At 71.6% G+C, this 22014-nt stretch carries 28 protein-coding genes; 18 read left to right on the top strand and 10 right to left on the bottom strand.

Annotation, left to right across the window (positions count from 1 at the left end):
- The first annotated feature begins 127 nt into the window (after nucleotides 1-127).
- Together AOA12_RS23100 and AOA12_RS10320 are read left to right on the top strand one after the other, a co-directional pair.
- Entirely contained in the window at nucleotides 128-340 is a 213-nt protein-coding gene (locus AOA12_RS23100; protein ID WP_156366458.1) for a hypothetical protein, read from the top strand.
- A 133-nt stretch (nucleotides 341-473) separates the two neighbouring features.
- Nucleotides 474-689 carry a hypothetical protein gene (locus AOA12_RS10320; RefSeq protein ID WP_054682495.1) on the top strand — a complete coding sequence of 72 codons (216 nt, stop codon included), beginning with the start codon at nucleotides 474-476 and terminating at the stop codon, nucleotides 687-689.
- On the opposite strand, the gene AOA12_RS23840 is transcribed toward AOA12_RS10320, so the two are convergent.
- Nucleotides 680-925 (bottom strand): hypothetical protein, encoded by a 246-nt coding sequence (locus AOA12_RS23840; RefSeq protein WP_231637222.1) that lies wholly within the window; start codon nucleotides 923-925, stop codon nucleotides 680-682. The two genes, AOA12_RS10320 and AOA12_RS23840, sit on opposite strands and share 10 nt — an antisense overlap.
- 535 nt (nucleotides 926-1460) lie before the next feature.
- Between AOA12_RS23840 and AOA12_RS23845 the strand changes: the two genes are divergently transcribed.
- The 14 genes from AOA12_RS23845 (at nucleotide 1461) to AOA12_RS10385 (ending at nucleotide 12454) form a co-directional block, all read left to right on the top strand.
- Nucleotides 1461-1637, top strand: coding sequence for a hypothetical protein (locus AOA12_RS23845; RefSeq protein ID WP_231637223.1), 177 nt, complete (start codon nucleotides 1461-1463; stop codon nucleotides 1635-1637).
- A 152-nt stretch (nucleotides 1638-1789) separates the two neighbouring features.
- On the top strand, nucleotides 1790-2002 hold the full coding sequence (locus tag AOA12_RS10325) for a hypothetical protein (RefSeq protein WP_054682496.1): 213 nt from the start codon (nucleotides 1790-1792) through the stop codon (nucleotides 2000-2002).
- Between the two features lie 433 nt (nucleotides 2003-2435).
- Nucleotides 2436-3866, top strand: a complete 1431-nt coding sequence (locus AOA12_RS10330; protein ID WP_054682497.1) for a hypothetical protein — start codon at nucleotides 2436-2438, stop codon at nucleotides 3864-3866.
- A complete protein-coding gene (locus tag AOA12_RS10335; protein ID WP_054682498.1) occupies nucleotides 3863-4084 on the top strand; it encodes a hypothetical protein in 222 nt (73 codons plus the stop codon). Before AOA12_RS10330 ends, AOA12_RS10335 begins: the two co-directional genes overlap by 4 nt.
- 105 nt (nucleotides 4085-4189) lie before the next feature.
- Complete coding sequence (locus tag AOA12_RS10340) at nucleotides 4190-5263, top strand: phage portal protein (protein WP_054682499.1); 1074 nt, start codon at nucleotides 4190-4192, stop codon at nucleotides 5261-5263.
- Between the two features lie 2 nt (nucleotides 5264-5265).
- Complete coding sequence (locus tag AOA12_RS10345) at nucleotides 5266-6879, top strand: phage major capsid protein (protein WP_054682500.1); 1614 nt, start codon at nucleotides 5266-5268, stop codon at nucleotides 6877-6879.
- 19 nt (nucleotides 6880-6898) lie between these two features.
- Nucleotides 6899-7222, top strand: coding sequence for a hypothetical protein (locus AOA12_RS10350; RefSeq protein WP_054682501.1), 324 nt, complete (start codon nucleotides 6899-6901; stop codon nucleotides 7220-7222).
- Complete coding sequence (locus AOA12_RS10355) at nucleotides 7212-7610, top strand: hypothetical protein (RefSeq protein ID WP_156366459.1); 399 nt, start codon at nucleotides 7212-7214, stop codon at nucleotides 7608-7610. Before AOA12_RS10350 ends, AOA12_RS10355 begins: the two co-directional genes overlap by 11 nt.
- Before the next feature lie 2 nt (nucleotides 7611-7612).
- Nucleotides 7613-8026: a hypothetical protein gene (locus tag AOA12_RS10360; protein ID WP_054682503.1), complete on the top strand. Its 414-nt coding sequence runs from the start codon at nucleotides 7613-7615 to the stop codon at nucleotides 8024-8026.
- Nucleotides 8027-8028: 2 nt separating this feature from the next.
- On the top strand, nucleotides 8029-8529 hold the full coding sequence (locus AOA12_RS10365; RefSeq protein ID WP_054682504.1) for a hypothetical protein: 501 nt from the start codon (nucleotides 8029-8031) through the stop codon (nucleotides 8527-8529).
- 1 nt (nucleotide 8530) lies between these two features.
- On the top strand, nucleotides 8531-9895 hold the full coding sequence (locus AOA12_RS10370) for a hypothetical protein (RefSeq protein WP_054682505.1): 1365 nt from the start codon (nucleotides 8531-8533) through the stop codon (nucleotides 9893-9895).
- Nucleotides 9892-10254 carry a hypothetical protein gene (locus AOA12_RS23105; RefSeq protein ID WP_054682506.1) on the top strand — a complete coding sequence of 121 codons (363 nt, stop codon included), beginning with the start codon at nucleotides 9892-9894 and terminating at the stop codon, nucleotides 10252-10254. Before AOA12_RS10370 ends, AOA12_RS23105 begins: the two co-directional genes overlap by 4 nt.
- The gene (locus AOA12_RS10380; RefSeq protein WP_054682507.1) at nucleotides 10251-11516 is read left to right on the top strand and encodes a hypothetical protein; all 1266 of its coding nucleotides are present in this window, start codon (nucleotides 10251-10253) and stop codon (nucleotides 11514-11516) included. Before AOA12_RS23105 ends, AOA12_RS10380 begins: the two co-directional genes overlap by 4 nt.
- Entirely contained in the window at nucleotides 11513-12454 is a 942-nt protein-coding gene (locus tag AOA12_RS10385; protein ID WP_054682508.1) for a sigma-70 family RNA polymerase sigma factor, read from the top strand. The genes AOA12_RS10380 and AOA12_RS10385 overlap by 4 nt, the downstream gene beginning before the upstream one ends.
- A 10-nt stretch (nucleotides 12455-12464) precedes the next feature.
- On the opposite strand, the gene AOA12_RS10390 is transcribed toward AOA12_RS10385, so the two are convergent.
- The 8 genes from AOA12_RS10390 to AOA12_RS10425 all read right to left on the bottom strand — a co-directional run bounded on the left by AOA12_RS10390 (nucleotide 12465) and on the right by AOA12_RS10425 (nucleotide 17571).
- Nucleotides 12465-12731, bottom strand: a complete 267-nt coding sequence (locus AOA12_RS10390; protein ID WP_156366460.1) for a hypothetical protein — start codon at nucleotides 12729-12731, stop codon at nucleotides 12465-12467.
- The gene (locus tag AOA12_RS10395) at nucleotides 12728-14278 is read right to left on the bottom strand and encodes a YifB family Mg chelatase-like AAA ATPase (RefSeq protein WP_082406148.1); all 1551 of its coding nucleotides are present in this window, start codon (nucleotides 14276-14278) and stop codon (nucleotides 12728-12730) included. The genes AOA12_RS10390 and AOA12_RS10395 overlap by 4 nt, the downstream gene beginning before the upstream one ends.
- Nucleotides 14278-14637 carry a YraN family protein gene (locus AOA12_RS10400; RefSeq protein ID WP_054682510.1) on the bottom strand — a complete coding sequence of 120 codons (360 nt, stop codon included), beginning with the start codon at nucleotides 14635-14637 and terminating at the stop codon, nucleotides 14278-14280. Before AOA12_RS10400 ends, AOA12_RS10395 begins: the two co-directional genes overlap by 1 nt.
- Nucleotides 14638-14734: 97 nt before the next feature.
- Complete coding sequence (locus AOA12_RS10405; protein WP_054682511.1) at nucleotides 14735-15058, bottom strand: DUF2469 family protein; 324 nt, start codon at nucleotides 15056-15058, stop codon at nucleotides 14735-14737.
- Nucleotides 15059-15070: 12 nt separating this feature from the next.
- Nucleotides 15071-15727, bottom strand: coding sequence for a ribonuclease HII (locus AOA12_RS10410; RefSeq protein WP_054682512.1), 657 nt, complete (start codon nucleotides 15725-15727; stop codon nucleotides 15071-15073).
- Complete coding sequence (gene lepB / locus AOA12_RS10415) at nucleotides 15724-16464, bottom strand: signal peptidase I (RefSeq protein ID WP_054682513.1); 741 nt, start codon at nucleotides 16462-16464, stop codon at nucleotides 15724-15726. Before lepB ends, AOA12_RS10410 begins: the two co-directional genes overlap by 4 nt.
- Before the next feature lie 112 nt (nucleotides 16465-16576).
- On the bottom strand, nucleotides 16577-16924 hold the full coding sequence (rplS, locus tag AOA12_RS10420) for a 50S ribosomal protein L19 (protein WP_054686960.1): 348 nt from the start codon (nucleotides 16922-16924) through the stop codon (nucleotides 16577-16579).
- A 164-nt stretch (nucleotides 16925-17088) separates the two neighbouring features.
- Entirely contained in the window at nucleotides 17089-17571 is a 483-nt protein-coding gene (locus AOA12_RS10425) for a hypothetical protein (protein WP_054682514.1), read from the bottom strand.
- Between the two features lie 52 nt (nucleotides 17572-17623).
- On the opposite strand from AOA12_RS10425, the gene map reads away from it, so the two are divergent.
- Together map and AOA12_RS10435 are read left to right on the top strand one after the other, a co-directional pair.
- The gene (gene map, locus AOA12_RS10430; RefSeq protein WP_054682515.1) at nucleotides 17624-18406 is read left to right on the top strand and encodes a type I methionyl aminopeptidase; all 783 of its coding nucleotides are present in this window, start codon (nucleotides 17624-17626) and stop codon (nucleotides 18404-18406) included.
- Nucleotides 18407-18410: 4 nt separating this feature from the next.
- On the top strand, nucleotides 18411-19457 hold the full coding sequence (locus AOA12_RS10435; protein ID WP_054682516.1) for an alpha/beta hydrolase: 1047 nt from the start codon (nucleotides 18411-18413) through the stop codon (nucleotides 19455-19457).
- 4 nt (nucleotides 19458-19461) lie between these two features.
- On the opposite strand, the gene AOA12_RS10440 is transcribed toward AOA12_RS10435, so the two are convergent.
- Nucleotides 19462-21951, bottom strand: coding sequence for a glycosyltransferase (locus AOA12_RS10440; RefSeq protein ID WP_257720157.1), 2490 nt, complete (start codon nucleotides 21949-21951; stop codon nucleotides 19462-19464).
- Between the last annotated feature and the right edge of the window lie 63 nt (nucleotides 21952-22014).

Here is a 22014-nt window from a genome sequence, read left to right on the forward strand (position 1 = left end):
CGACGGCCCGCCCGAGGCGTGAGCCGTGCCGGACGGCGCTCACGGGCAGCCCCCAGGCACGGCGAACGGGATGGAACGGCCGTGGCGCGCTCGCCCGAGTGCGTCACCTCGCACCGGAGGCCGTCACATGGCTGCTCTACTCACACCGACCGCCGCGCGGTCGGCATTGGCCCTCGCTTACCGCTACAAGCGCTCGCCCGACGTCATCGCCGCCCGGCGGTTCGATCTTGCAGAAGCGAAGATCGCCGCGTCCGCGCGTGCGATCCTGCGTGACCTGCCGCCGCTCACGTCCGAGCAGCGTGATCGGCTCGCCGCCGCCGTCCGCGGAGACACGCGATGAGCCGCGGCACCGACCACCGCCCGACAGCGGAGGTCGAGCTTCGCCGCCACGTCGATCGCGTCGTCGCCACAGCCCCGCCGCTGACCGATCGGCAGCGGGATAGGCTCGCCGCGCTCCTCCGTGGAGGTGCCCGATGAGTGCATCGAACTTCGGGTGGATCGCGAACCGCCTGGCCCGCGACGTGACGCTCGCCTCGGCCGAGGACGACCTGCGCACGGCCGCGGGCGCCTACGGACTCGCCCACCTGGACGCGCCCGCCCCCAGCCCCGAGCTGTTCGACGATCTCGCGAAGGCGGCGCTGCAGTACGCCGCGGCAAGGCTCGACGACCTGCTGCAGGCTCACGACTGATGCCACGCATCAGAGAGCTGTGCGTGCTGCGTGGCGGCATGAAGAGCCTTGACCTGAAGCCGCCCGAGGCGATCGTGCTCATGGCGCTCGCCTCGTACGACGGAAGCAAGGGCATCCGAGTATCCCAGCAGACCATCGCGGACGGCACTGGCATCTCGCGGGAACGTATCGGGAGCATCATTCATCGGCTCGCTAAGCGAAGCATCATCCGTATCGTCGAGCCTGGGCGTCAGCATAAAGCCGCTCTCATCGAGATCACCGTCAGATGCGACGCCACGTCACACCTGCATCGCAACGTCGACGCCAAGCTGACGCCCGTCAGATGTGACGCTACGTCACACCTACAAGCGAATCCAGATGTGACGCAGCGGGGGCATCTGAAATCCGATCCAGATGTGACGCAGCGTCACAAGAGTAATAAGAGACTCACGGAACCGGGTCTGCCGAGCTTGGCTCGCTCCGGGCCTGCCCGGCCCTCCGGCTCGCAGGCGCTACGCGCCGCTGAAGACGAAAGCAGAGATCAAGAAGGCGAATCGCGCTCCTCCGCGCCGTCAGGCGTGGAGGTTCCCCCGGATGGGGCGGAGGGGGCGACCCAGCCACGCCACCACCGCGACATGCGGACGTCCCAGCGCAACCACAGTACGCGCGCGCGCATTTGCCCGACCGCCTCTCCGACGACCTCGCCCGAGCCCGTCGCGAGGTCGGCGCCGGGTGGTCAACGCGAATCGCCGGAAGGCCAGGAGAGTGGGCCGCACCGAGTGAGGTCGCATCGTGATCCGCGAGGACTGGACACACGCCGCCGCCGCCGCATTCGTCGAGATCGACACCGCTCTCGCCGCATGGCTCGAACTCACGGGGCCCGACGGCATGCGTCACGTTGTCGCCGCAGGCAGCGCGTACCTCCGCGCGAAGCGTGCGCCCTGCGACTGTGACGAGGAGGGCGCGTGAGCAGCTATAGCACCACGCACCATCGGCTGCACCGAACGCGGGGTCCGGCATCCGCACGCGCGTGCGTACACTGCGGTCGCCGGGCCCGCGACTGGGCGTGCATCGCTGAAGACTCAAGCCTCGCCACGGGCCAGAACTCCGAGGGTCGCCGCGTGACATTCAGCACGGACCTCGACGCCTACGTGCCCATGTGTCGGCCATGCCACCGCCGGTACGACGCCGAGCGCGCCGCCGAACGCCGAGCGACCGCCCATCTCGCGATCGCCCCCCTCGGCAAGCGGAGGCCCCCGAGGCGCACGTACGTCGTAGCCCTCGACCGCGAACCCCTCTTCGGCGGCGACGACGCGAACGGCTGGACACTGTGACCGCCGCCCACCGCGACCCGGTGTACCAGCGCAACGCCCGGATCGTACGCAAGAACGTGAACGCCGCGCATGCACGCGGGGAGGCGGTGGCCTGCATCGGGTGCGGGCGGGCGATACAGCCGGGACAACGGTTCGACGTTGGTCACCGCGTCGACGCCTCCCGTGGCGGCGCCCACGAGCTAGGCAACCTCGGCCCGCAGCATCGGGGCGAGAACCGCCGTGCCGGGGGGCGGCTCGGGGCAATGAGGACGAACAACACGCGAGGAACGTCGCGCCGATCGAGAGGACTGCCGTCGTGGTGACCACCAACGACCCGCACGACCATCTTTTGAGCGAGGTCGCTACGCCCCCCGCTACGGCTCACACAGTCGCGTCTTTGTCTGACCGCGGCGGGTGGCTGGCCCTGCGTGCGCGCGCTCTGGCGCCGCGGTGCGTGTCCGAGCTGGTCACGACGGCTGAGGACCGCCACGAGTTCCTGCGTGGCGCGACGATGCTGCGGTTCTACGGTGACCGGGCGATGCAAAATCGGGAGCCGAAGGCTCAGCAGCTCGTGGTTGTGGACGCGCTGGCGGCGGGCGCGTCGCGCAACGCCGTCCTGCTCCCCCGCCGGTCGGCGAAGTCGACAACGCTCATCGCGACCGGGCTGGGCCGTGCCGAGGCGCGGGAGGACTACCGGGTCGGCGTGCTGACGATGACGACCGGCAAGGCGGGCCGGTCCCGGTTCCTCAAGGATGTCGTGCCCGCGCTGGAGCGCTCGGGCGTGGAGGGCTACCACGTGGTGCGCGCGGCGGGTCAGGAGCGTGTGCTGTTCGAGGAGTCGGGCGGCTCGGTGGCGTGGCTGTCGACCATCGACGACCTGCGCGGCGAGGCGTTCGACCTGATCGTCCTCGACGAGGCCGGGGAGGCGGACCGGCAGAAGGTGGAAGACACCCTCGCGGCGGCGCTGCCGACGCTGGACACCCGGCCGGGGGCGCAGATCGTCGCGGCGGGCACGGCGGGCAAGTACCGCGGCGGGAACCTGCTGTGGGACTGGCTGGAGCTGGGCCGCAAGGGCCGTGCGGGCATCGTGGAGTACGCCCTGCCCGACGACGTGCAGGACGAGGACGTGCACACGTGGGAGGCGATCGAGGCGTCGATTCTCGCCGCGCATCCTGGCATCGGGACGCTGACGACGGCCGAGCAGGTGCGCGGGAACTACGAGACCCTGCCGCGCGAGGTGTTCCTGCGCGAGTACGGCGGCCTGTTCGGCGACGAGGGCGGCGCGACGGCGCTGTTCGATCCGCTGAAGTGGGCACGCGGTGGCACCGACGACGACCCGTCCGTCGTGACCCCGCCCGAGCGATGGTCGCTCGCGTTCGCCCCGCACCCCGACCAGCTCGCCGTGTCGATCGTGGCGGCGTGGCGTGACGAGGACGGCCGCGCGGTCGCGTTGCTCCTGGACCGCATTCAGGGGATCGACGGGGCGGCGCCAGCGCTCGCGCGGTTGTGGCGGAAGTACCGGGTGCCGGTGGTCTACGACGGCGGGAACCAGGTCGCGCAGCTCATCCGCGAGAAGGTCGATGGAAACCGCAGCGTGCGGGTGAAGTTCGAGCCGTATCGGTTCCCCGACGTCAAGCGGGCCGCGAGTCTGATCGTCGATGAGGTCGACCGGGAGAACGTGCGGCACTGGTCCCGGCAGGTCGAGCTGAACGAGGCGATCCACAAGGCGGTCCGCCGCAAGGCCGGGGACCGCGGGTGGCTCCTGGGGCGGCACCCGAAGCAGCCCGACGACGACATCACCCCCGCCGAGGCGTGGGCGATGGCGCTGCTGCACTACGACACCACGAAGCCGAAGCGTCGCGCGCGCGGAAGGGTCGCATCATGACGCTCCGAGTCGACTACTCCGCCGAGACGGGCGCGGTCGTTGTCTGCACCGAATGCCCGGAGTGGTTCGCGTTCCGCTTCACGCGGCGGGACGGGTGGGCCGCCGCGCGCGATCACGAGCAGCGCGTCCATCCCGGCGCCCGCCAGGCGTCGAACGCCCTGGCCCACCACGACGGGGCGCGCCGGGTTTCGGAATCTGTGAACCCCGTCGCAAGCTAGGCCCCGAAGCCCGCCCCGCCCCTCGGCGCGCGGCGGCCCGCATACTCTGTTCACCGGGAGCGGGGCGGGCTTCGGAATCTGTGAAACCGGGCCGATCCTGGCCCCGTGGCACTCCTCGACAGGCTCATGCGCTCGGTGCGCGTGACCGAACGCACCCTCGGCGGTCCGGCGTTGACCGCGCCGTTGGTGTCGCCGCTCGCGGGCTCGACATCGCAGATCAGCCGCGTCGTGTTCAGCGAGTTCTTCGCCGGGGAGATCGCCGAGGTCACCCGTGAGGGTGCGCTCATGATCCCGCCGCTCAAGCGTGGCCGGGACATCCTCGTCGGCACGGTCGCGGGCATGCCTCTGCGTGAGTTCGAGGGCGGGGCCGAGGTCACGCCGGACTGGTTGCATAACTCGGCGTCAGGGATCAGCCCGTGGCACCGGATGGCCGCGACGATCGACGACCTGATCTTCTACGACTGGTCGGCGTGGACGGTCAAGCGCGACAGCGGCGGGACGATCGTCGACGCTGTGCGCATCCCGTACGAGCGGTGGGCGATCGATGACTACACCGGCGTGGTCACCGTTGACGGGAACGTGGTGTCGGCGGAGGAGATCGTCGTGTTCCCTGGCAACGGGTCCGGTGGCATCCTCGCGACCGGGGCGACGACGATCAAGGGGTACCGGGCGTTGGAGCGGTCCTGGACCGGGCGGGCGCAGAACCCGATCCCGCTCGTCGAGCTGCACCAGACCAGCGACGACCCCCTGACCGATGGGGACGATGACGCCGAGGACGACGAGATCGGCCGCTTGATCGACGAGTGGGCCGCCGCCCGCCTCTCGCCCAACGGTGCCGTCGGGTACACGCCGCACAACATCGAGGTCCGAACGCACGGCACCACGACCGCGGACCTGTTCGTGGAGGGCCGCAACGCGGCGGTGCTGGACATCGCCCGCCTGCTGAACATGCCCGCCGCGCTCCTGGACGGCTCGATGTCGACCGCGTCGCTGACGTACTCGACGACGCAGGGCAAGCAGAACGAGTTCGCGACCTACACCATCCCCGCGTGGACCGACCCGATCGAGGCGCGCCTGTCGCTGGACGACGTGAGCGGGAAGGGCCGCGTGATCCGTTTCGACCGCTCCGCGCTGGTCAGCGTCGAGCAGGAACCCGTCACCGAACCGAGGAACGACTGACCATGACCGATGCCTTCTTCGCCGTGGACGTGGCCGCCCGCCGCATCCGTGGCCTCCTGCTCCCTTTCGGCGAGCTGTCCAGCCCCTCCGTGTCCGGCACCGAGCCGGTCATGTTCTCCGCGGGCGTGGTCACCCTCCCCGCCGACCCGTCGGTCGTGTCGCTCAGCGACGGCCACCCCGGCCCCGACAACCTCATCCCCGACGTGCGCGGGCGTGCCGTGGCGATCGAGGAGACCGAGGCGGGCATCGTGGCCGAGTTCGAGATCGCCCGCACCCCCGAGGGCGACGCGCTCCTGGAGCGGGCGCAGCAGAGCCCAAGGCCGCGCCTGAGCGCCGAACTGCGCAGCCTCGTCCGTCGGGGCGCGGACGCCGTCTCCGCTGCCCTGAGGGGCGCAGCGGTCGTCCCGCAGGGCGCGTTCGCCTCCGCGGCGCTGTTCGCCGCCCTCGACCCGATCGAGGACGCCACCCCCGCCCAGATCGCGGACCTGAAGACCATCGTGGCCGATGCCGTCGCCGAGGCGATGAACGCCCTGCCCGATGCCACCCCTGCCGAAGCGGCGACCGCCGTCGAGGAAACCGCCGAGGACATCGCGTCCGAGGCCGAACCGAAGGAAGTGAACATGAGCGCAGCACCCGCTGTCGTGCCGGTCGGCCTGAACGCCCCGGCGAACCCGAAGAAGGACGAGACCACCGCGCACGGCCTGTTCGCCGCGGTCGCGGCCGTCAAGAGCGGCAACGTCGATGCCGTGAAGGCGTACGCGGGCGGCGACGCCCTGTTCGCGATCTCGAACATCCAGCACTCCGGCCCCACGACGGTCACCATCGGCGCGGACGTGCAGGTGCCCAACTACGTCGGCGAGCTGTGGAAGCGCCGCCGCTACCAGCGCCGATTCGTGCCGCTCCTGTCGCACGCCACCCTCACCAGCCACAAGGTCATCGGATGGCGGTGGACCGACGGCAAGGAGCCCGAGGTCGGCGACTACGCGGGCAACGTCGCCGAGATCCCCTCGGGCGCGGTCGACACCGAGCAGGTCTCCACCGATGCGCAGCGCATCGCCGGCGGCCACAAGATCGACCGCCGCTACCTCGACTTCAACGACCAGGGCGTCATCGCGTCCTACTTCGACCACATGACCGAGGACACCTCCCGCAAGACCGACGCGAAGGCCCTCGCCGCGATCATCGCCAACGCGACCACGACCGCGCCCGGCACCGTCCCGACCGGGATCGCGAAGGGACTCGCGGCGATCGTCGACGGCGCGCTCGGCGTGATCGCGACCGAGAACGCCCCGGCGTTCGCCGTCGTGTCCCCCGAGCTGTGGCGCGACATCATCCTCTCGCCCAAGGACGACGTGCTCGCCTACCTCAACGCGGGCTTCGGCCTGGAGGAGGGCTCCGCGGCCGGATTCAAGATCCTGCCCGGCACGGTCGGCACCGGCAAGGTCATGGTCGGCGCGAAGGAAGCCCTCACCTTCTACGAGCTCGGCGGCGAGGCCCCGATCCGCGTCGAGGGCATCGACCCCCACCACGGGGCGTTCGACCCGGCCGTGTTCGCCTACTGGGCGGTCATGGTCAACAACGCCGCCGCGATCCGCTCCGTCACCGTCGCGGCCTGACCCGGGAGGGGGCGTAGGCATGCCCGAGTGGTACACCGCCGAGACCGTCCCGGCCGACCTGTGGCCGGACCTGGACGGCATCGATCCTGACGTCGTCCAGACGCTCCTTGACGTCGCTCAGGGCCAGGTGCTCGCCTACGCCCCCGCCCTGCCCGACGGCGACCCGCCCGCGAACTATGTGCTCGCGCAGGTGCGGCAGGCCGTGAACCTGTGGCGGGCGTCCGTGGTCGACGCGGGCGGCGGGATCGGCGACGGCGAGTCGTTCCAAATCACCCCACACCCCCTCGACTGGCACGTCAAGCAGCTCATCCGACCGAAGAAGGGACGACCCCGTGTCCGTTAGAACGTGGCTCCGCGACGAGCTGACCGTGCCCGCCGGGTGGGCGTGGATCGATGAGCAGCGCCTCCCGGACGTGATCACCAAGACCACCGTGGCGACCAAGCACACCCGCATCGAACCCCTCGAAGAAGGCTCGATCGGGCAGCTCCGTCACGAGGTCGTGCTGTCCGTGTTCGCCCCGCACACCCGCGTCGGCGACGCCGAAGACGCCCTCGACGACGCGGTGACCACCCTCGTGCAGGAGATCGACGCGAGCGAGCAGATCCGCTTCGTGTCGGCCGAGAAGGTCGTCACCGAGAACGGACAGTACTTCGGGTGGGATCTCACCCTGTCCGTCATCACCAACCCCGAGCCGGACCCGGAGCCGGACCCCGAGCCTGAGGAGGCTTGACCATGCCCACGATCACCAACGTCGCCTACATCCAGAAGGCCGGGACGATCACCATCGCCTCCGACGACTACACCTCCGGCGTGTCCTCGTTCGCGCTCGTGCCCACCACCCCGACCGCCAAGCACGTGGACATCGGCGGGGGCGTGCAGCAGTTCGCGGGCACCCCGGAGTGGGTCGCGCAGATCACCTTCGCGCAGGACTGGACGACCGCCGCGTCGCTGTCGAAGAAGTCGATCGAGTGGGCCGGGCAGACCAAGACCCTCGTCTACACGCCGCAGACCGGTGCCGCACCGGTCACGGTGACCGTGACGTTCCAGCCGTCGCAGATCGGCGGCGGGGCCGGGTCGGTGCCCACCGCGACGCTGAACCTCGGCGTGACCGGGCAGCCGATCTTCGGCACGCCCGAGGAGCCGTAGCCATGTCGGGGCGGATCAGCCTCCTCGTCTCCCGAGACATGCGGGTGCTCGTGGAGGCGGTCCGCTCCCTGGACCCCGAGGTCCGCAAGCAGCTCCGCGCCCATACCAAGCAGGTCGCGCAGCCGTTGTGGAAGGACGAGCTGGCCCAGCACACCGGCACCCGCCTGCAGAACCGTGTCCTGACCGACACCGCCCGCGTCTCGGTCACCGATATGCAGATCACCCTGAAGACCGCCCAGGTCGGCAAGGTGTCCTCCGGCGCGAAGGCCTCCCAGCTCGCCGGACCCGCCGAGTTCGGCATGTCACCGTCGAAGACCGTCACGCAGCGCTCCCGGCGGGGCAGGCAGTACACGCGCCGGATGGGCAACGTGTTCGGCCCGCCGCGCCGCAAGGGGTACGTGTTCTTCCCGACCGTGCGCGCCGCGATCCCCCGCGTCGCGTCGCTGTGGTGGCAGACCGCGTACCGCACCATCGCCGAGACCATCGAGAAGGCAGGGAACTGACATGGCCGGGTACTCGATCGGCATCAACAGCGAGACCAAGGCGTTCAAGCAGGGCATCGACTCCGGCGTCATCAAGCCCCTCGAAGACGCCCAGCGCGAGCTGGTCGAGCTCGGCCGTGCGCGTGGCCTGGACGACCTGGACCGCTCCGCCGACAAGGCCGCCGACGCCCTCGGCGATCTCGCCGACCAGGCAGGCGACGCGCAGAAGGCGTCCGACCGGCTCGCCGACAGCCTCCAGGACGCCGCGAAGGAGACCGGCGACCTCGGCAAGAGCAACGGCCCCGAGCAGCTGGAGAAGGCGCTCAAGGACGCGCAGGACGAGACCGAACGCCTCGCCGACGACACCCGCCGCACCGCCGACGCGATCGAACGCGAATACCGGCAGGCGTACCGCGAGGCCGGGGATGCGGGCCGTGACGGGTTCGGGAAGGTCAAGGAAGGCGCCCAGGAACTCCAGCAGGAGATCGGGCAGAACCTCGGCGAGGCCGTCTCTTCGTTCTCCGGTGACATGTCGGACCTTGCGCAGGTCGGGCAGGACACCCTCGGCGGGCTCGCGGCCACGATGGCAGGAGCAGGCCCGGCCGGGATGGTCGGAGCCGCAGGGCTCGCCGCCGCCGCGATCGGCTGGGGCGGTGTCGTCGGAGCGCTCGACGAGGCCAAGCAGAAGCAGGAAGAGCTGGAACAGGCCGCCGCGGACTGGGCGGGCGCGTATGAGTCCAGCGCGGGCCGCATCATCGACAGCGCCCACATCGTCGCCGAGGTGCAGGCCATCGCCACCGACCCCGAACGGTACAAGACCGCCGCCGAGAACGCCACCGCCTGGGGCGTCGACGTCAGCACGGCCATGCTCGCGATGGCAGGCGACGTCACCGCGTACGGGACCGCGCAGGAATCGGCCACGAAGCGTGTCGAGGAATGGGCGCGTGTGACCGGCGACGCCGAGAAGGGACCGCTGGAGGACTACACCCGCGCCGTGCAAGAGCTGACCGGGGAGATGGGCGCGTCGGAGGCGCAGGTCATCGCCGGGAAGGAAGCCCTCGAACGCCAGTCCGAGGCGATGGCGATGGGTCAGGAGCAGGCCCTCAACGCCGCCAAGGCCCTCTACGACTTCGCGACCGCGAACGGCGTCGCCACCGGGGAGACCGACACTCTCGGCAACGCCGTTCTGCGCCTGCCCGACGGGAAGGAGATCGTCATCAACGCCGAGACCCAGACCGCCTACCAGGACATCGAGACCTTCGAGCGCCGCCAGGTCGCCGAGAAGACCGTCCGCGTGCGCGTCGACTCGTCCGATTACGACCGGTGGCAGCCCGAACCGAAGTACACCACCGTCCACGTCACCCACGGCGGAAGGACGCTCCCGTGAGCACCATCACCTGTCACACCACCCCCGAGGCCGCCCGCACCGGCCTGTTCGTCGAAGCCCCCTGGACGTCGGCGCGGGACACGCGATCGGTCGCCCACCAGCTCCTCGAATCCTCCAAGAACCTCTTCACGCTCCTGCCGCCCGGCCCGCGCGCGGGCACCATCCTCATCCGCTGCACCAGCTCCGCCGACGCGCACGACATCGCCGACTTCCTCGCCGCGCCCGCCGAATACACCCTCACCACCACCCCCGCCGAGGCAGGCGGGCGTTTCGTCGTCACCGGAGGACAGATCACCATCACCCAGGAACTCACCGGCTCCTGGGCCGTCCGCGCCCCCTGGAAGGAAGTGCTGGAGTGAGCGAGGCCTCGCACCGCTACCAGTACGACGCCGACGTGCTCGACCCCGACACGGGGCTGTGGCTCCCGCTCCCGGTCACCGGCATCACCCCGACGATCGACAAGGACCGGGTGCCGTACGCGATCACCGACGTGGCCCTCGCCGCGCTCACCCTCGACATGATCGCCTTCCTCGACGCCCGCAAGATCGACCCTCATGGCCCCGCCCCCGTCCGGTGGCGCATCGCCCGCTACACCGCCGGCGGCACTCTGGTCGACACGTTCCCCGACACCGGCTACGCCTACCAGTGGCCGCGCAGCCTCACCCGTCGCCTGACCTCCGCCCACCTGACCCTGCACGGCGGCGAGACCCTCGTCGACGACAAGACCAACCTCACCGGCCGCCCCCTCACCCTCAGCACCGGCACCTGGGCGGGCCTGGTCGACAGCGGCCTCGCGTACGTGTTCGGCACCGCGCCCGACGTGCTCATCGACGACGCCGCCGAGTGCGCCATGCAGCTCAGCTCCCGCTTCACGCACGACATGCCGCCCGGCCGGACCGTCGCCGACATCATCGAGACCGAGCTGAACGCGCAGGGCCTGCGCCTCTACGACCTCCTCGGCACATGGTGGGTCGCCGACCGCGACCGCCCGCCCGGCTCACTCGACGAGCACGGCGACCCCCGCGTCATCGCCCTCGCCTCCCACGACTCGTCCGACCTGGACCCCGACGTCGACCCGGCCATCACCGACCTCTACGAGACCATCACCCGCGACGGCGACTGGTCAGACGGCCTCCTCGTCCGCCTCGGCATCCCCGGCGCCGCCCAGTGGTGGCAGCAGACCGCCACCCTCGCAGGGCTCGACTGCGACGGCCCCACCAAGGGGCGTGTCCTCGACGTCCCCTACACCCCCGCGAGCGGCAACTACGCCGCCACCGTGCTCGCCCGCGCCTACCGCAAGGGCCGCGACCTACAGATCACCGCCCGCGCCCGCCTCGACATCCTCCCCGGCATGACCCTCCGCGCCCACCTCCGGGGCGAAACCCTCGAAGCGACCGTCTCCGCCGTCTCCTGGGACTTCCCCGCCGGGCTCGTGACGATCACCACGCAGGACGCCATCACGACCCCCGCCATCGACGCCACCGAGGACCGCGGCACCACCCCCACCGCCACGACCGCCCTGGCCCGCGCCGAGCAGATCGCCCGCACCATCCCCACGCCCGCCGACATCCGCGGCGTCACCACCACCCAGATCCGCGACCTCCGCCGAAGCGCACGATGACCGCCGACCCCGCCCTCGTCGACCGCATGATCGCGCAGTTCCACGGCACGCTCGTGCGCACCGTCACCATCCGCTGGGGATGGATGGCCCGCGGCGGTGTCCTCACCACGGTCGATGACCTCGAACAGGTCGCCTGCCTCGCCCTCCTTGACCTCGCCGACACGTGGCCCACCTACGTGCAGGAGAAGGGCTACCCCGCCGACCCGGTCGAAGCGCACGGCCTCACCTGGACGCTCCTCGTCGAACGCGCCCGCTGGCACATCCACGCCTACGCCCGCGACGTCGAACGCTACGAGCAGCGCGCCCTGTCCCGCTCCCTCGACGCCGACCTCGACCAGTACCGCGAAGAAGGCACCCTTGCGCCCGCCGTCCGCACTGCGATCTCCGTCCGCGACACCGACCCCACCCTCCAAACCACCATCGCCGACTACGTCATCGCCCAGCCCCCTGGCGACTACACCGTCCTCGCCCTCCGCTACTACGACGAGCTGTCCCAGCAGCACGCAGGCGACGTGCTCGGCCTGGGCGCCGCCGCGATCAACCGGCGCACCGGCCTGGCCCTCGCCGACATCCGCGCCTACGCCCACGCCCAGGTCAGCGAGACCACCACCCCGCCCCGTGACCGCCGCGGCTACCCCTGGACCCCGCCCGACACCCTCCGCGGCTATCTCAACGACACACACGGGCTCACCCTCGACGCCTGGCACGCCCGCTTCGCCCACGCCCTCCGCAGCGACGTCACCTACCTCTGCGCGCTCCTCGGTCCCGGCCGCGCCGTCTCCCGCTCGACCACCAACCCCCGCCGCAAGTACACCGACGAGGACGTCGCCGAGATGACCCGCCGCTTCCACGCAGGCGAACGCCTCAAGGACATCGCCGCCGACTACGGCGGAACCGCCGGAGGCGTCTGGTCCGCGCTCCGCCGCCGCACCGCCTGAGCCGACGCGATCAGTCCCGGTGGAAGCCCTGGCTCGTATGCACCGGGGCCGCGGCCCGCTCCTGACCAAGCCGGATCGCATCCTCAAGACCGAGATGCCCGAACGCCTCCCGCAACGCCGTCGCCAGCGTGACCGTATAGCGGTCCTCGCGGGATCCGATCCACCGGCCGACGGCCGAACGCAGGATCTCCGTGCGCTCACCAGCCGCCTCGATCAGCTCGGCAACGACAGGCCCCGGCTCCTTCGTGAACCGGTTGCGTCCCATGATCGCGCTCAAGCGCACATCAAGCGCCGTGTCGGGGTCGAGAGGTTGACTAGGCATGCCGCGAGCATCCCACCGACCTCCGACATCACCGAAATACGAGATAACAAAATCTTGGCGACGCGCAGCACGCGATCGTAGCCGCGCAGCGTGAGCGATCCGCGCGCGAGCGCGGCGTCGAGCGGCCGGCGCACCGCGGGCGCGGGGGCGACGGGCCCGGTGCGCAGCCAGGTGCCGGCGACCTCGGCGTTGGTCCGCCAGGGCGTGTCCGTCAGCCGCTCGGCGGCGCGGGCCCGCGCCGCCCGCACGCGCTCACGCGCCTCGCGCGTGGTCGTGCCGGCCGCCGTCCCCGGCGGATGATGGGCCGTCGCCACCCGCTGGAGCGACAGCTCGATGTCGATGCGGTCGCGCAGCGGCCCGGAGAGGCGGCCGAGGTGACGACGGATCGCGATCGACGGGCAGACGCACTCGGCGCCCGGGACGCCGTAGTTGCCGCACGGGCAGGGATTGGTCGCGAGCACGAGCTGGAAGCGGGCGGGGAAGACCGCGCGGAACCCGGCGCGGTGGATCTCGATGCTCCCGGACTCCAGCGGCTGCCGGAGGCTGTCGAGGGCGTGCGCCGAGAACTCGCCCGCCTCGTCCAGGAAGAGCACGCCGCCGCTCGCGCGCGCGATCGCGCCGGGCCGCACGACGCGGCTGCCGCCCCCGACGAGCGCCGCGACGCTCGCGCTGTGGTGCGGCGCCTCGAAGGGAGGCTCGCGCGGCAGGTCGGCGACGGAGGCCCCCGCCAGCGACCTGATCGACGCGACCTGCAGTGCAGCCGCGTCGTCGAGCCCCGGGAGGATGCCGGGCAGCCGGCGCGCCAGCATGGTCTTGCCCGCGCCCGGCGGCCCGCTCATCAGCAGGTGATGCCCGCCCGCGGCGGCGACGACGAGGGCGTCGACGGCGTCGCGCTGGCCGACGACGTCGGCGAGGTCGAGACGCGTCTCCCCCGTCGCGGGCGCGGTCTGCGCGAGCAGCGGGACCGGCTCGTCCGCGCCGTCGGGCACCTCCATGCCGTGCAGCCGTGCGACGTCGCGCAGGCTCGCGGCGCCCACGACGTCGACGTCGCGGACGAGCGCCGCCTCGGCCCGGTTCGCGAACGGCACGACGACGCGTGCCACGCCCGCCCGGGCCGCGGCGACGACGGCCGGGAGCACGCCGGGAACCGGTCGCAGCCGGCCGTCGAGCCCGAGCTCGCCGACGTGCGCCGTGCGCTGGAGCGACGCGGCGTCGGCCTCGTACGACGTCGCCAGCGCGGCGATCGCGATCGCGACGTCGAAGCCCGAGCCGTGCTTGGGCAGCGCGGCGGGCGAGAGGCTCACCGTGACGCAGCGACGCGGCAGCGGCAGCTCACTGTTCGCGCAGGCGTTGTGGACGCGCTTGCGGGCCTCCCCGATCGCCTTGTCGGGCATGCCGATCACGTGGAAGTCGGGGGTCTGGTTCGACAGGTCGGCCTCGACCTCGACGAGGTCGCCCGCGAGGCCGGTGAGGGCGACGGCCCAGGTGCGCGCGGGGGCCATCAGATGTCCTCGAGGTGCTCGAGCACGGCCGTCGCCGGGTCGTCGCCGGTGATGCCGATGACGTCGACGCGCAGGCGCCTGCCCCGCGCGGCCGCGGGGTTCTCGACGGTCCACGCGCACGCGAGACGCCACAGCCGTGCGCGCTTGCGCGCCGTGACCGCCTCGAAGGGGTGCCCGAACCGCTCGCTGCGCCGCGTCTTCACCTCCACGACGGCGAGATGCGTCCCGCGGGCCGCCACGATGTCGAGCTCGCCCTGCGCGCACCGCCAGTTGCGATCGAGTATCCGGTACCCGTGCGCCGTCAGATGTTCCACGGCGCGCTGCTCGCCCGCCCTGCCCCGTTCGTCCTTGTCAGCCATACCGGCATCGTCGCCGGTCCGGCATCCTCACGAACCGCGAAAGCGGCGATCGGTGGACAGTTCGCGGGATCCGTCCGCTGGGGACGAGGACTCGCGCTCAGCTGTCGAGCGAGAGCTCCTCGGGCAGCTGGAAGTCGCGGCGCTGCATCTCCTCGATGTTGACGTCCTTGAACGTCAGCACCCGCACCGACTTGACGAAGCGGTCGGCCCGGTAGATGTCCCACACCCACACGTCGTTCATCGTCACTTCGAAGTAGAAGTCGTGCTCCGTGTCGCGCCGGACCAGGTTCACCTCGTTCGCGAGGTAGAACCGGCGCTCCGTCTCGATGACGTACTGGAACTGCGTCACGACGTCCCGGTACTCCTTGAACAGAGCGAGTTCGAGCTCGCGGTCGTAGTCCTCGAACACTTCGTCATCCATGGTGACTCCATCCTAGGGTCGGTCCGCGCCGGAGATGGCCCACGATGCCCGGTGGTGGGCGCTGAGGCCGTGCGCGCGGATCGCGGCACGATGCGCCGCGCTCGCGTATCCCTTGTTGCGCGCCCACTCGTAGACGGGAGCGTCGTCGTGCAGCGCGCGCATCAGCTCATCGCGGGCGACCTTCGCGAGGACGGACGCCGCGGCGGCGCTCGCGCAGTCGCGGTCGGCCTTCACGACCGGGGTCACCCGCAGCGCCCGCCCCGACGCCGGCGACACGTAGTCGTGGTTGCCGTCGAGGACCACCGCCGCGCGGGCGAGGTCGATCCCCTGCTCGTGCAGCGCCTCGAGGGCGCGGGCGGCGGCCTGGCCGAGCGCGCGCACGATGCCGATGCGATCGATCTCCGCGGCGTCCGCCCATCCGATCGCCGAGGCGGTCGTCCAGGCCGCTGCGCGCACGGCGACGAGCGGACGCCGGGGCTCGGCGATGAGCTTCGAGTCGCGCAGCCCCTCCGGCATCCCCTCGCCGACGGCGCGCGCGTCGACGACCGCCGCGCCGACCGCGACGGGGCCCGCGAGCGCGCCGCGGCCGACCTCGTCGCAGGCGATGACGATCGGATGCTCCCGCAGCAGCTCGCGCTCGATCCGCAGGGTGGGGACGACGACGGTCATCCGTCCGCCGGGGCGGGGACGCCCGCGAACACGTCGTGGTGGCCGTCGATGAACCCGATCCGGTTCAGCGGCCAGGTGATGAGGAATGCGCGGCCGACGACGTTGTCGAGCGGCACGAACCCGTGCGTCGGCTGGTCCACGTTGTAGCGCGAGTCGCGCGAATGGTCGCGGTTGTCGCCGAGCACCCAGAGCGCGCCCTCGGGCACCGTGACGTCGAACTCCTTCTTCGCGGGCACGCTCTGCCCCGGGTCCAGGTTGAGGTACGGCGTCTCGTCGATCGGGACGTCGTTCACCATGACCTGGCCGATCGGGTTGCAGCACACCACGTGGTCGCCCGGCAGGCCCACGACCCGCTTGACGAGATGGTCCTTGCTGTCGGATGCGGAGAGGCCGACGAGCGAGAGCAGCCAGTCGACGGCGCCCTCCCACGGCGTCTGCTGCGTGCGCGGCGTGACGGGGAGCCAGCCGCCGGGATCGCGGAAGACGACGACGTCGCCGCGGTCGTAGCCCGTGAAGCGGGGCGTGAGCTCGTCGACGAAGATGCGGTCCTCGATCTCGAGGGTCTGCTGCATCGAGCCGGAGGGGATGTAGAACGACCGCACGACGAACGTCTTGACCACGAACGACACGACGATCGCGACGAGCACGATGACGACGATGTCGCGCAGCAGCGGCCACACGCTGCGGCGCGCGCGCCGCGGCGCGGCCTCCGATCCGGAGGCGGTGTCTGAACTCATAGGATCCTCGCGCGAGAGCGGGTGGGGAAGCCGGACGGCCGGTGTCAACCACGGTACACACGCCGAGGCCCCGGGCATCGCTGCCCGGGGCCTCGGCGTGGTGTCGGCGCGATCAGCTGTCGCGCTTCTCCTTGATCTTGGCCTTCTTGCCGCGCAGCGAGCGCAGGTAGTACAGCTTGGCACGGCGGACGTCACCGCGGGTGACGACCTCGATGTGGTCGATGATCGGGCTGTGCACCGGGAAGGTGCGCTCGACGCCCACCTGGAAGCTGATCTTGCGCACGGTGAAGGTCTCGCGCACGCTGTCGCCCGAGCGGCCGATGACGACGCCCTGGAAGACCTGGATGCGCGAGCGGTTGCCCTCGGTGATGTTGACGTGCACCTTGACGGTGTCGCCGGGGCCGAAGTCGGGGATGTCGGAGCGGAGCGATGCCGCGTCGACGGCGTCGAGGATCTGCATGATCGTCACTTCCTGCGACCGCCCCAGGTCGATCGCGAGAGTCAAGAGGAACGTGGAGTGCGTGCCCGCGGCGCCGCGATCGGCACCATGCTCCCCTGAGGCAGAGACGTGTCAGGGCACAAACGACCATTCTGCCACGAAAGGGGGCCGCGAGCAAAAGGAGCTCACGAGTCGTGCCGCGTCTCCTCGACCACGATGACGTCGTGCGCCGACGACGGCCGGGCGGGTCGCTGCGGCGGCACGGACATGTACCCCTCCACGGTGCTCAGCACGACGGACGGCCGGGCCTCGCGCAGCAGCTGCCACAGCGCGACCCAGAGCAGGGCGATGCCGAGGACGATCGTGAGCCCCAGCACGGGCCACCACCAGCGCGCGTCGAAGACGCCGAGGGCGACGATCGCGAGATGCCAGGCGCCGAACAGGGCGACGTCCGTCCACGAGACGGCGCGCTCCGCGCGCACCGTGCCGCGCGCCCGCACGAGGAGGGTGACGACGAGCTGCCACACGAGCACGATCGGCCCGGAGATGAAGACCCACAGCAGCGCCCAGGGGTTGGCGCCGAACACGATCCAGCCGATCAGCAGCCACAGCGGCAGCACGAACGCCGCCGGGATCAGCCAGCGATAGAAGAAGTGTCGGAGCCCCATGCTCTCGATGGTACGCCGGTCGGGGACAATGGAAGCCGAGGAAAGGATGAGGATGATCGAGTTGCGCACCCCCGCCGAGATCGAGGCGATGCGTCCGGCCGGACGATTCGTCGCGGAGGTCCTGGCGACGCTGCGAGACGAGACGAAGGTGGGCACGAACCTGCTCGCGATCGATCGCCGCGCGCACGACATGATCCGGCGCACGGGAGCGGAGTCGTGCTACATCGACTACCACCCGTCGTTCGGGGCGAGCCCGTTCGGCAAGGTCGTCTGCACCTCCATCAACGACGCGGTGCTGCACGGCCTGCCGCACGACTACGTCCTGCGCGACGGCGACCTCGTCACCCTCGACTTCGCGGCCTCGGTCGACGGATGGGTCGCCGACTCGGCGGTCTCCTTCGTCGTCGGCACGGCGCGCGACGAGGACCTCGCCCTCATCGACACGACGCAGCGGGCTCTCGACGCGGCCATCTCCGCCGCGGTCGTCGGCGGGCGCGTCGGTGACATCTCGCACGCGATCGCGCAGGTCGCGCGCGCCGACGGATACTCCATCAACACCGACTTCGGCGGTCACGGCGTGGGCCGCGTCATGCACGGCGATCCGCACGTGCCCAACGACGGCCGCCCCGGTCGCGGCTATCCGCTGCGGGCGGGCCTGGTGGTCGCGCTCGAGCCCTGGTTCCTGCAGACCACCGACGAGCTCGTCACCGATCCCGACGGCTGGACGCTGCGCAGCGCCGACGGATCGCGGGGCGCCCACAGCGAGCACACCGTGGCGATCACGGCCGACGGCCCGATCGTGCTGACCGACCGGTCGTTCCTCGGGGCGGACTGAGGCGGTGCCGCTCGATCCGTTCTTCGCCGATCGTCTGCGCACGCATCGCCGATATCTGATCGGGCAGGCGATCGCCGCGTGGCGCGCGCGGTGGAGCGCCGTCGTCCCCGCGCGCTCGTCGGCCGACGCCCCGCCCGCGCCGGCCGGGCGGGCGGCGCTCCCGCCTCGTGAGCGCCACCGGCGCGCGGCGCGCGCGTGGGATCGCGCCGAGCTCGCGAACGTGGGCGTTCCGGGGCCCGAGGTCGCGATCGAGGAGCACACGGTGCCCGTCGCCGTCGCCCCCGACGTGCGCGTGCGCCTCTACCGGCCGCCGCAGACGCACGGACCGATGCCCGCCTTCGTCTCGTTCTATGGCGGCGCCTTCCGCATCGGCGGCATCGACTATCCGACGACGGATGCCGCGGCGCGGCGCCGCGCCGCCGACGCCGGCGTCGTCATCGTCGCCGTCGACTACGCCCTGGCCCCCGAGCACCGGTACCCCGCGGCGGTCGAGCAGGGCTACGCGGCGCTCGACTGGGTCTTCGCGCGCGCCGACGCCCTGGGCGTCGACGCGGGGCGGATCGGCATCGGGGGGACGTCGGCGGGCGGCGCCATCGCAGCGGCGGTCACGCTCGCGAACCGCGACCGCGCACGGCATCCGATCCGGCGCCAGCTGCTGGAGGTCCCGGTGACCGACCTCACCGCCCGGCACATCGACTTCCGGCCCACGTGGGCCATGGGCGTTCCGGCGCTCGTCGCGGCCCGGGAGCTGCGGTCGGTCGCGCGCACGTACCTCGGCGACCTCGCTCAGGCCCGCGAGCCGTACGCCTCGCCGCTGCGCGCGGCGAGCCACGAGGGGCTGCCGCCGGCGCTCATCATGACCGCCGAGTACGATCCGCTCCGCCGCAACGGCGACGCCTACGGCGCCGCGCTGCGCGCCGCCGGAGTGGATGCCACAGTCGTGCGCTACCAGGGCGTGACGCACGACGTGCCGCTGTTCGCGGGAGCCCTGCCCGCCGCGCGCAGCTGGCACGAGCAGGTCGTCGCCGAGCTGCGCCTGCTGCATCGCTGAGCGTCTACCGGCGCTCCGCCAGCGACTCGGCGACGACCGCGTCGAACTCCGCCGTCACCTCGGCCATGTAGGCGGGGATGTCCAGCGCGCTGGCCGGCACCTCGCCCGCCAGGTAGGCGAGCATGCCGTCGCGCAGCGCGTCGTCGTCCTGGGCGACGACGCGGATCGTGTCGCCCGGCAGTGCGTCGCCGACCGAGGCGAACGCCGTCGAGACGATCGGGAGGCCGCAGACGGCCGCCTCCAGCAGCACCATCGGCTGTCCCTCGTAGGCGCTCGACATCACGAAGCAGTCCGCCGCGGCCATGAGCGCGAAGGGGTTGCGCCGCTCCCCCGCGAGGAACGCGACGTCGCCGAGGCCCGCGGCGTCGATCTGCGCCTGCAGCGCCCGCCGCAGCGGCCCGCCGCCGACGATCAGCAGTCGGGCGCGGGCGTCGCGCTCGTGCACGCCCGCGAAGGCGCGCACGAGCCGGGCCTGGTTCTTCTCGGGCGAGAGCCGTGCGACCGTGACGAACCAGCGCTCGTCGCGCCTGGGCGCGGCGAGCGACGTGAGCCACGCCGGCGCGGGCTCGTCCTCGTCGAGCACCGACTCCGGGGGCTCCTGGGCGCCGAGCGCGACACGCTCCATGTCGGGCACGTTGCGCACGGTCACGAACCGGTCGGGCGGCGCGTACTCCGAGAGCTCCTCGCGATTGAGTCGCGTGAGGCTCGGCGACACGGAGACGAGCCGGTCGAAGGACCCGTACTGCTCGAACACGAGGCCGAGCGAGCGCTTCATCGGCGCGCGGCCGTCGATCGTGCGCAGGCGATCGGATGCCATCTCGTTGTGCAGCCAGATCGCGCGCGGCGCGTCGGGCGAGCGCAGCAGGAGCGACGGCCAGAAGTGCCCGTACCCGCTGAAGTCGGCGACCCAGTCGAACTCCGCCGAGCCGAAGATCCGGTCCCATTCGTCGCGCCACAGCCGGTCCTGGCTGCGCGAATGCCGCGGGGCGTGCACGCGGCCGCGCACGTTGCTGAGCCGGCGACGCGCCTGCAGCGCCTTCGAGCCGTTCATCCCGCCGATGCGGAACACCTGTCGCACGGTCGCCGGGACGCGCGCGCGGTTCATCACGGCCGCGGGCGTGCGTTGCATCTGCAGCAGCAGGGTGACGTCGTAGCGCTCGGGATCGAGCGCGCGCAGCAGATTGACGAGCGAGGTCGTGATGCCGTTCGAGCGCATCCCGCCCGCGTGCAGCAGGATGCGGGTGCGATCGTCGCGCCGCACGCGTCGGGTGCCGTCGGCGCCGCCCCGGAAGACCACGTCGATGACGCGCTGCGTGGCGTGCCCGTCGTCCCACGGCGTGAACCGCGCGCTCCAGGCGCTGACCCGTTCCGACGGCCCGTCCGCGAGCAGTCGTCGCACGTGGGCGCCGGCCTCGCCGGCGGCGCCGGTCACGGGGCCGGGCAGCTCGTCGGGGGCGAAGTAGGTGCCGCGATCGCGTGCGTACTCGTCGGCGTCCGGCGTGAAGAACACGATCGGCCGGCGCGACGCGAGGTAGTCGAAGAAGATCGACGAGTAGTCGGTGACGAGCGCCGCGGCCGCGCCCAGCAGCGCGTTGGTCGGGATCGTGTTGGGCACGAGCACGTCGCGAAGCCGCGGATGCCCGACCGCCGCTGCGTGCACGACCTGGTGCGTCTTGAGCAGCACGATCGCGTCGGGTCCGACCGCCTCCTGCATCGCCGCGACCTGTTCCCCGAGATGATCGAGGTCGTCGTCGGGGGCGGCGAACGTCGACCCGCGCCAGGTCGGCGCGAACAGCACGACGGGGAGCGAGCCGACGGCGACGCCGGCCGCGGCGAGCCGCGCGCGCACGTCGGAGCCGTCGCCGTGGAACTGGTGGTCGATGCGCGGGTAGCCGGTCTCGATGAGCGTGCCGCGGTACACATTGCGCAGCCGGTAGGCGTCCTCGTACATCGTCTCGGCCATGAACGGGTTGGCCGCCAGGAGATAGTCGGCCATGAGGAGGTTGCGGAGGGTGTTGGCCGAGTCCGCGGCGCCGTCGGGCATGTCGAAGCCCATGTGCTTGAGCGGCGTGCCGTGCCACGTGTTGAGGTAGACCTGCCCCTCGCGCTTGCCGAACTGCGCGGGGAACGTGGCGTTGTTCACGACGGTGCCCGCCGTCGACAGCTCCCGCCAGTAGTCGTCCGAGAGCCGCTCGACGCAGCGGACCCGCGGGTGACCGACGAACTCGGCGACGAACGCGTTGCGCGCCGCCGGGTCGGCGATCGCCCAGACGTGCTCGAGGTGCGCGAGGTCGGGGTCGGCGAGCAGTCCCCGGAAGATCGCCTCCGGGTTGCACAGCACGCCGTTGCCCGCGAACGACTCGTAGAACACGACGTGTGGGCGCAGAGGGCGCGAGCGCAGGAACGCGAGGCGCTCCGACCGGGCTGCTCGTCCGAGGGACCTGACCGCCCCCTTGACAGAGCTGCGCAAGCGGACTAGGGGTCGAGAAGTCACCCTGCGATTGTATGTGGCATCCTCCCGCCCGCCGGGGGTGCGCAAGGTCACGTCTCGGCAACG

The organism is Microbacterium sp. No. 7 (assembly GCF_001314225.1).
GTDB lineage: Bacteria > Actinomycetota > Actinomycetes > Actinomycetales > Microbacteriaceae > Microbacterium.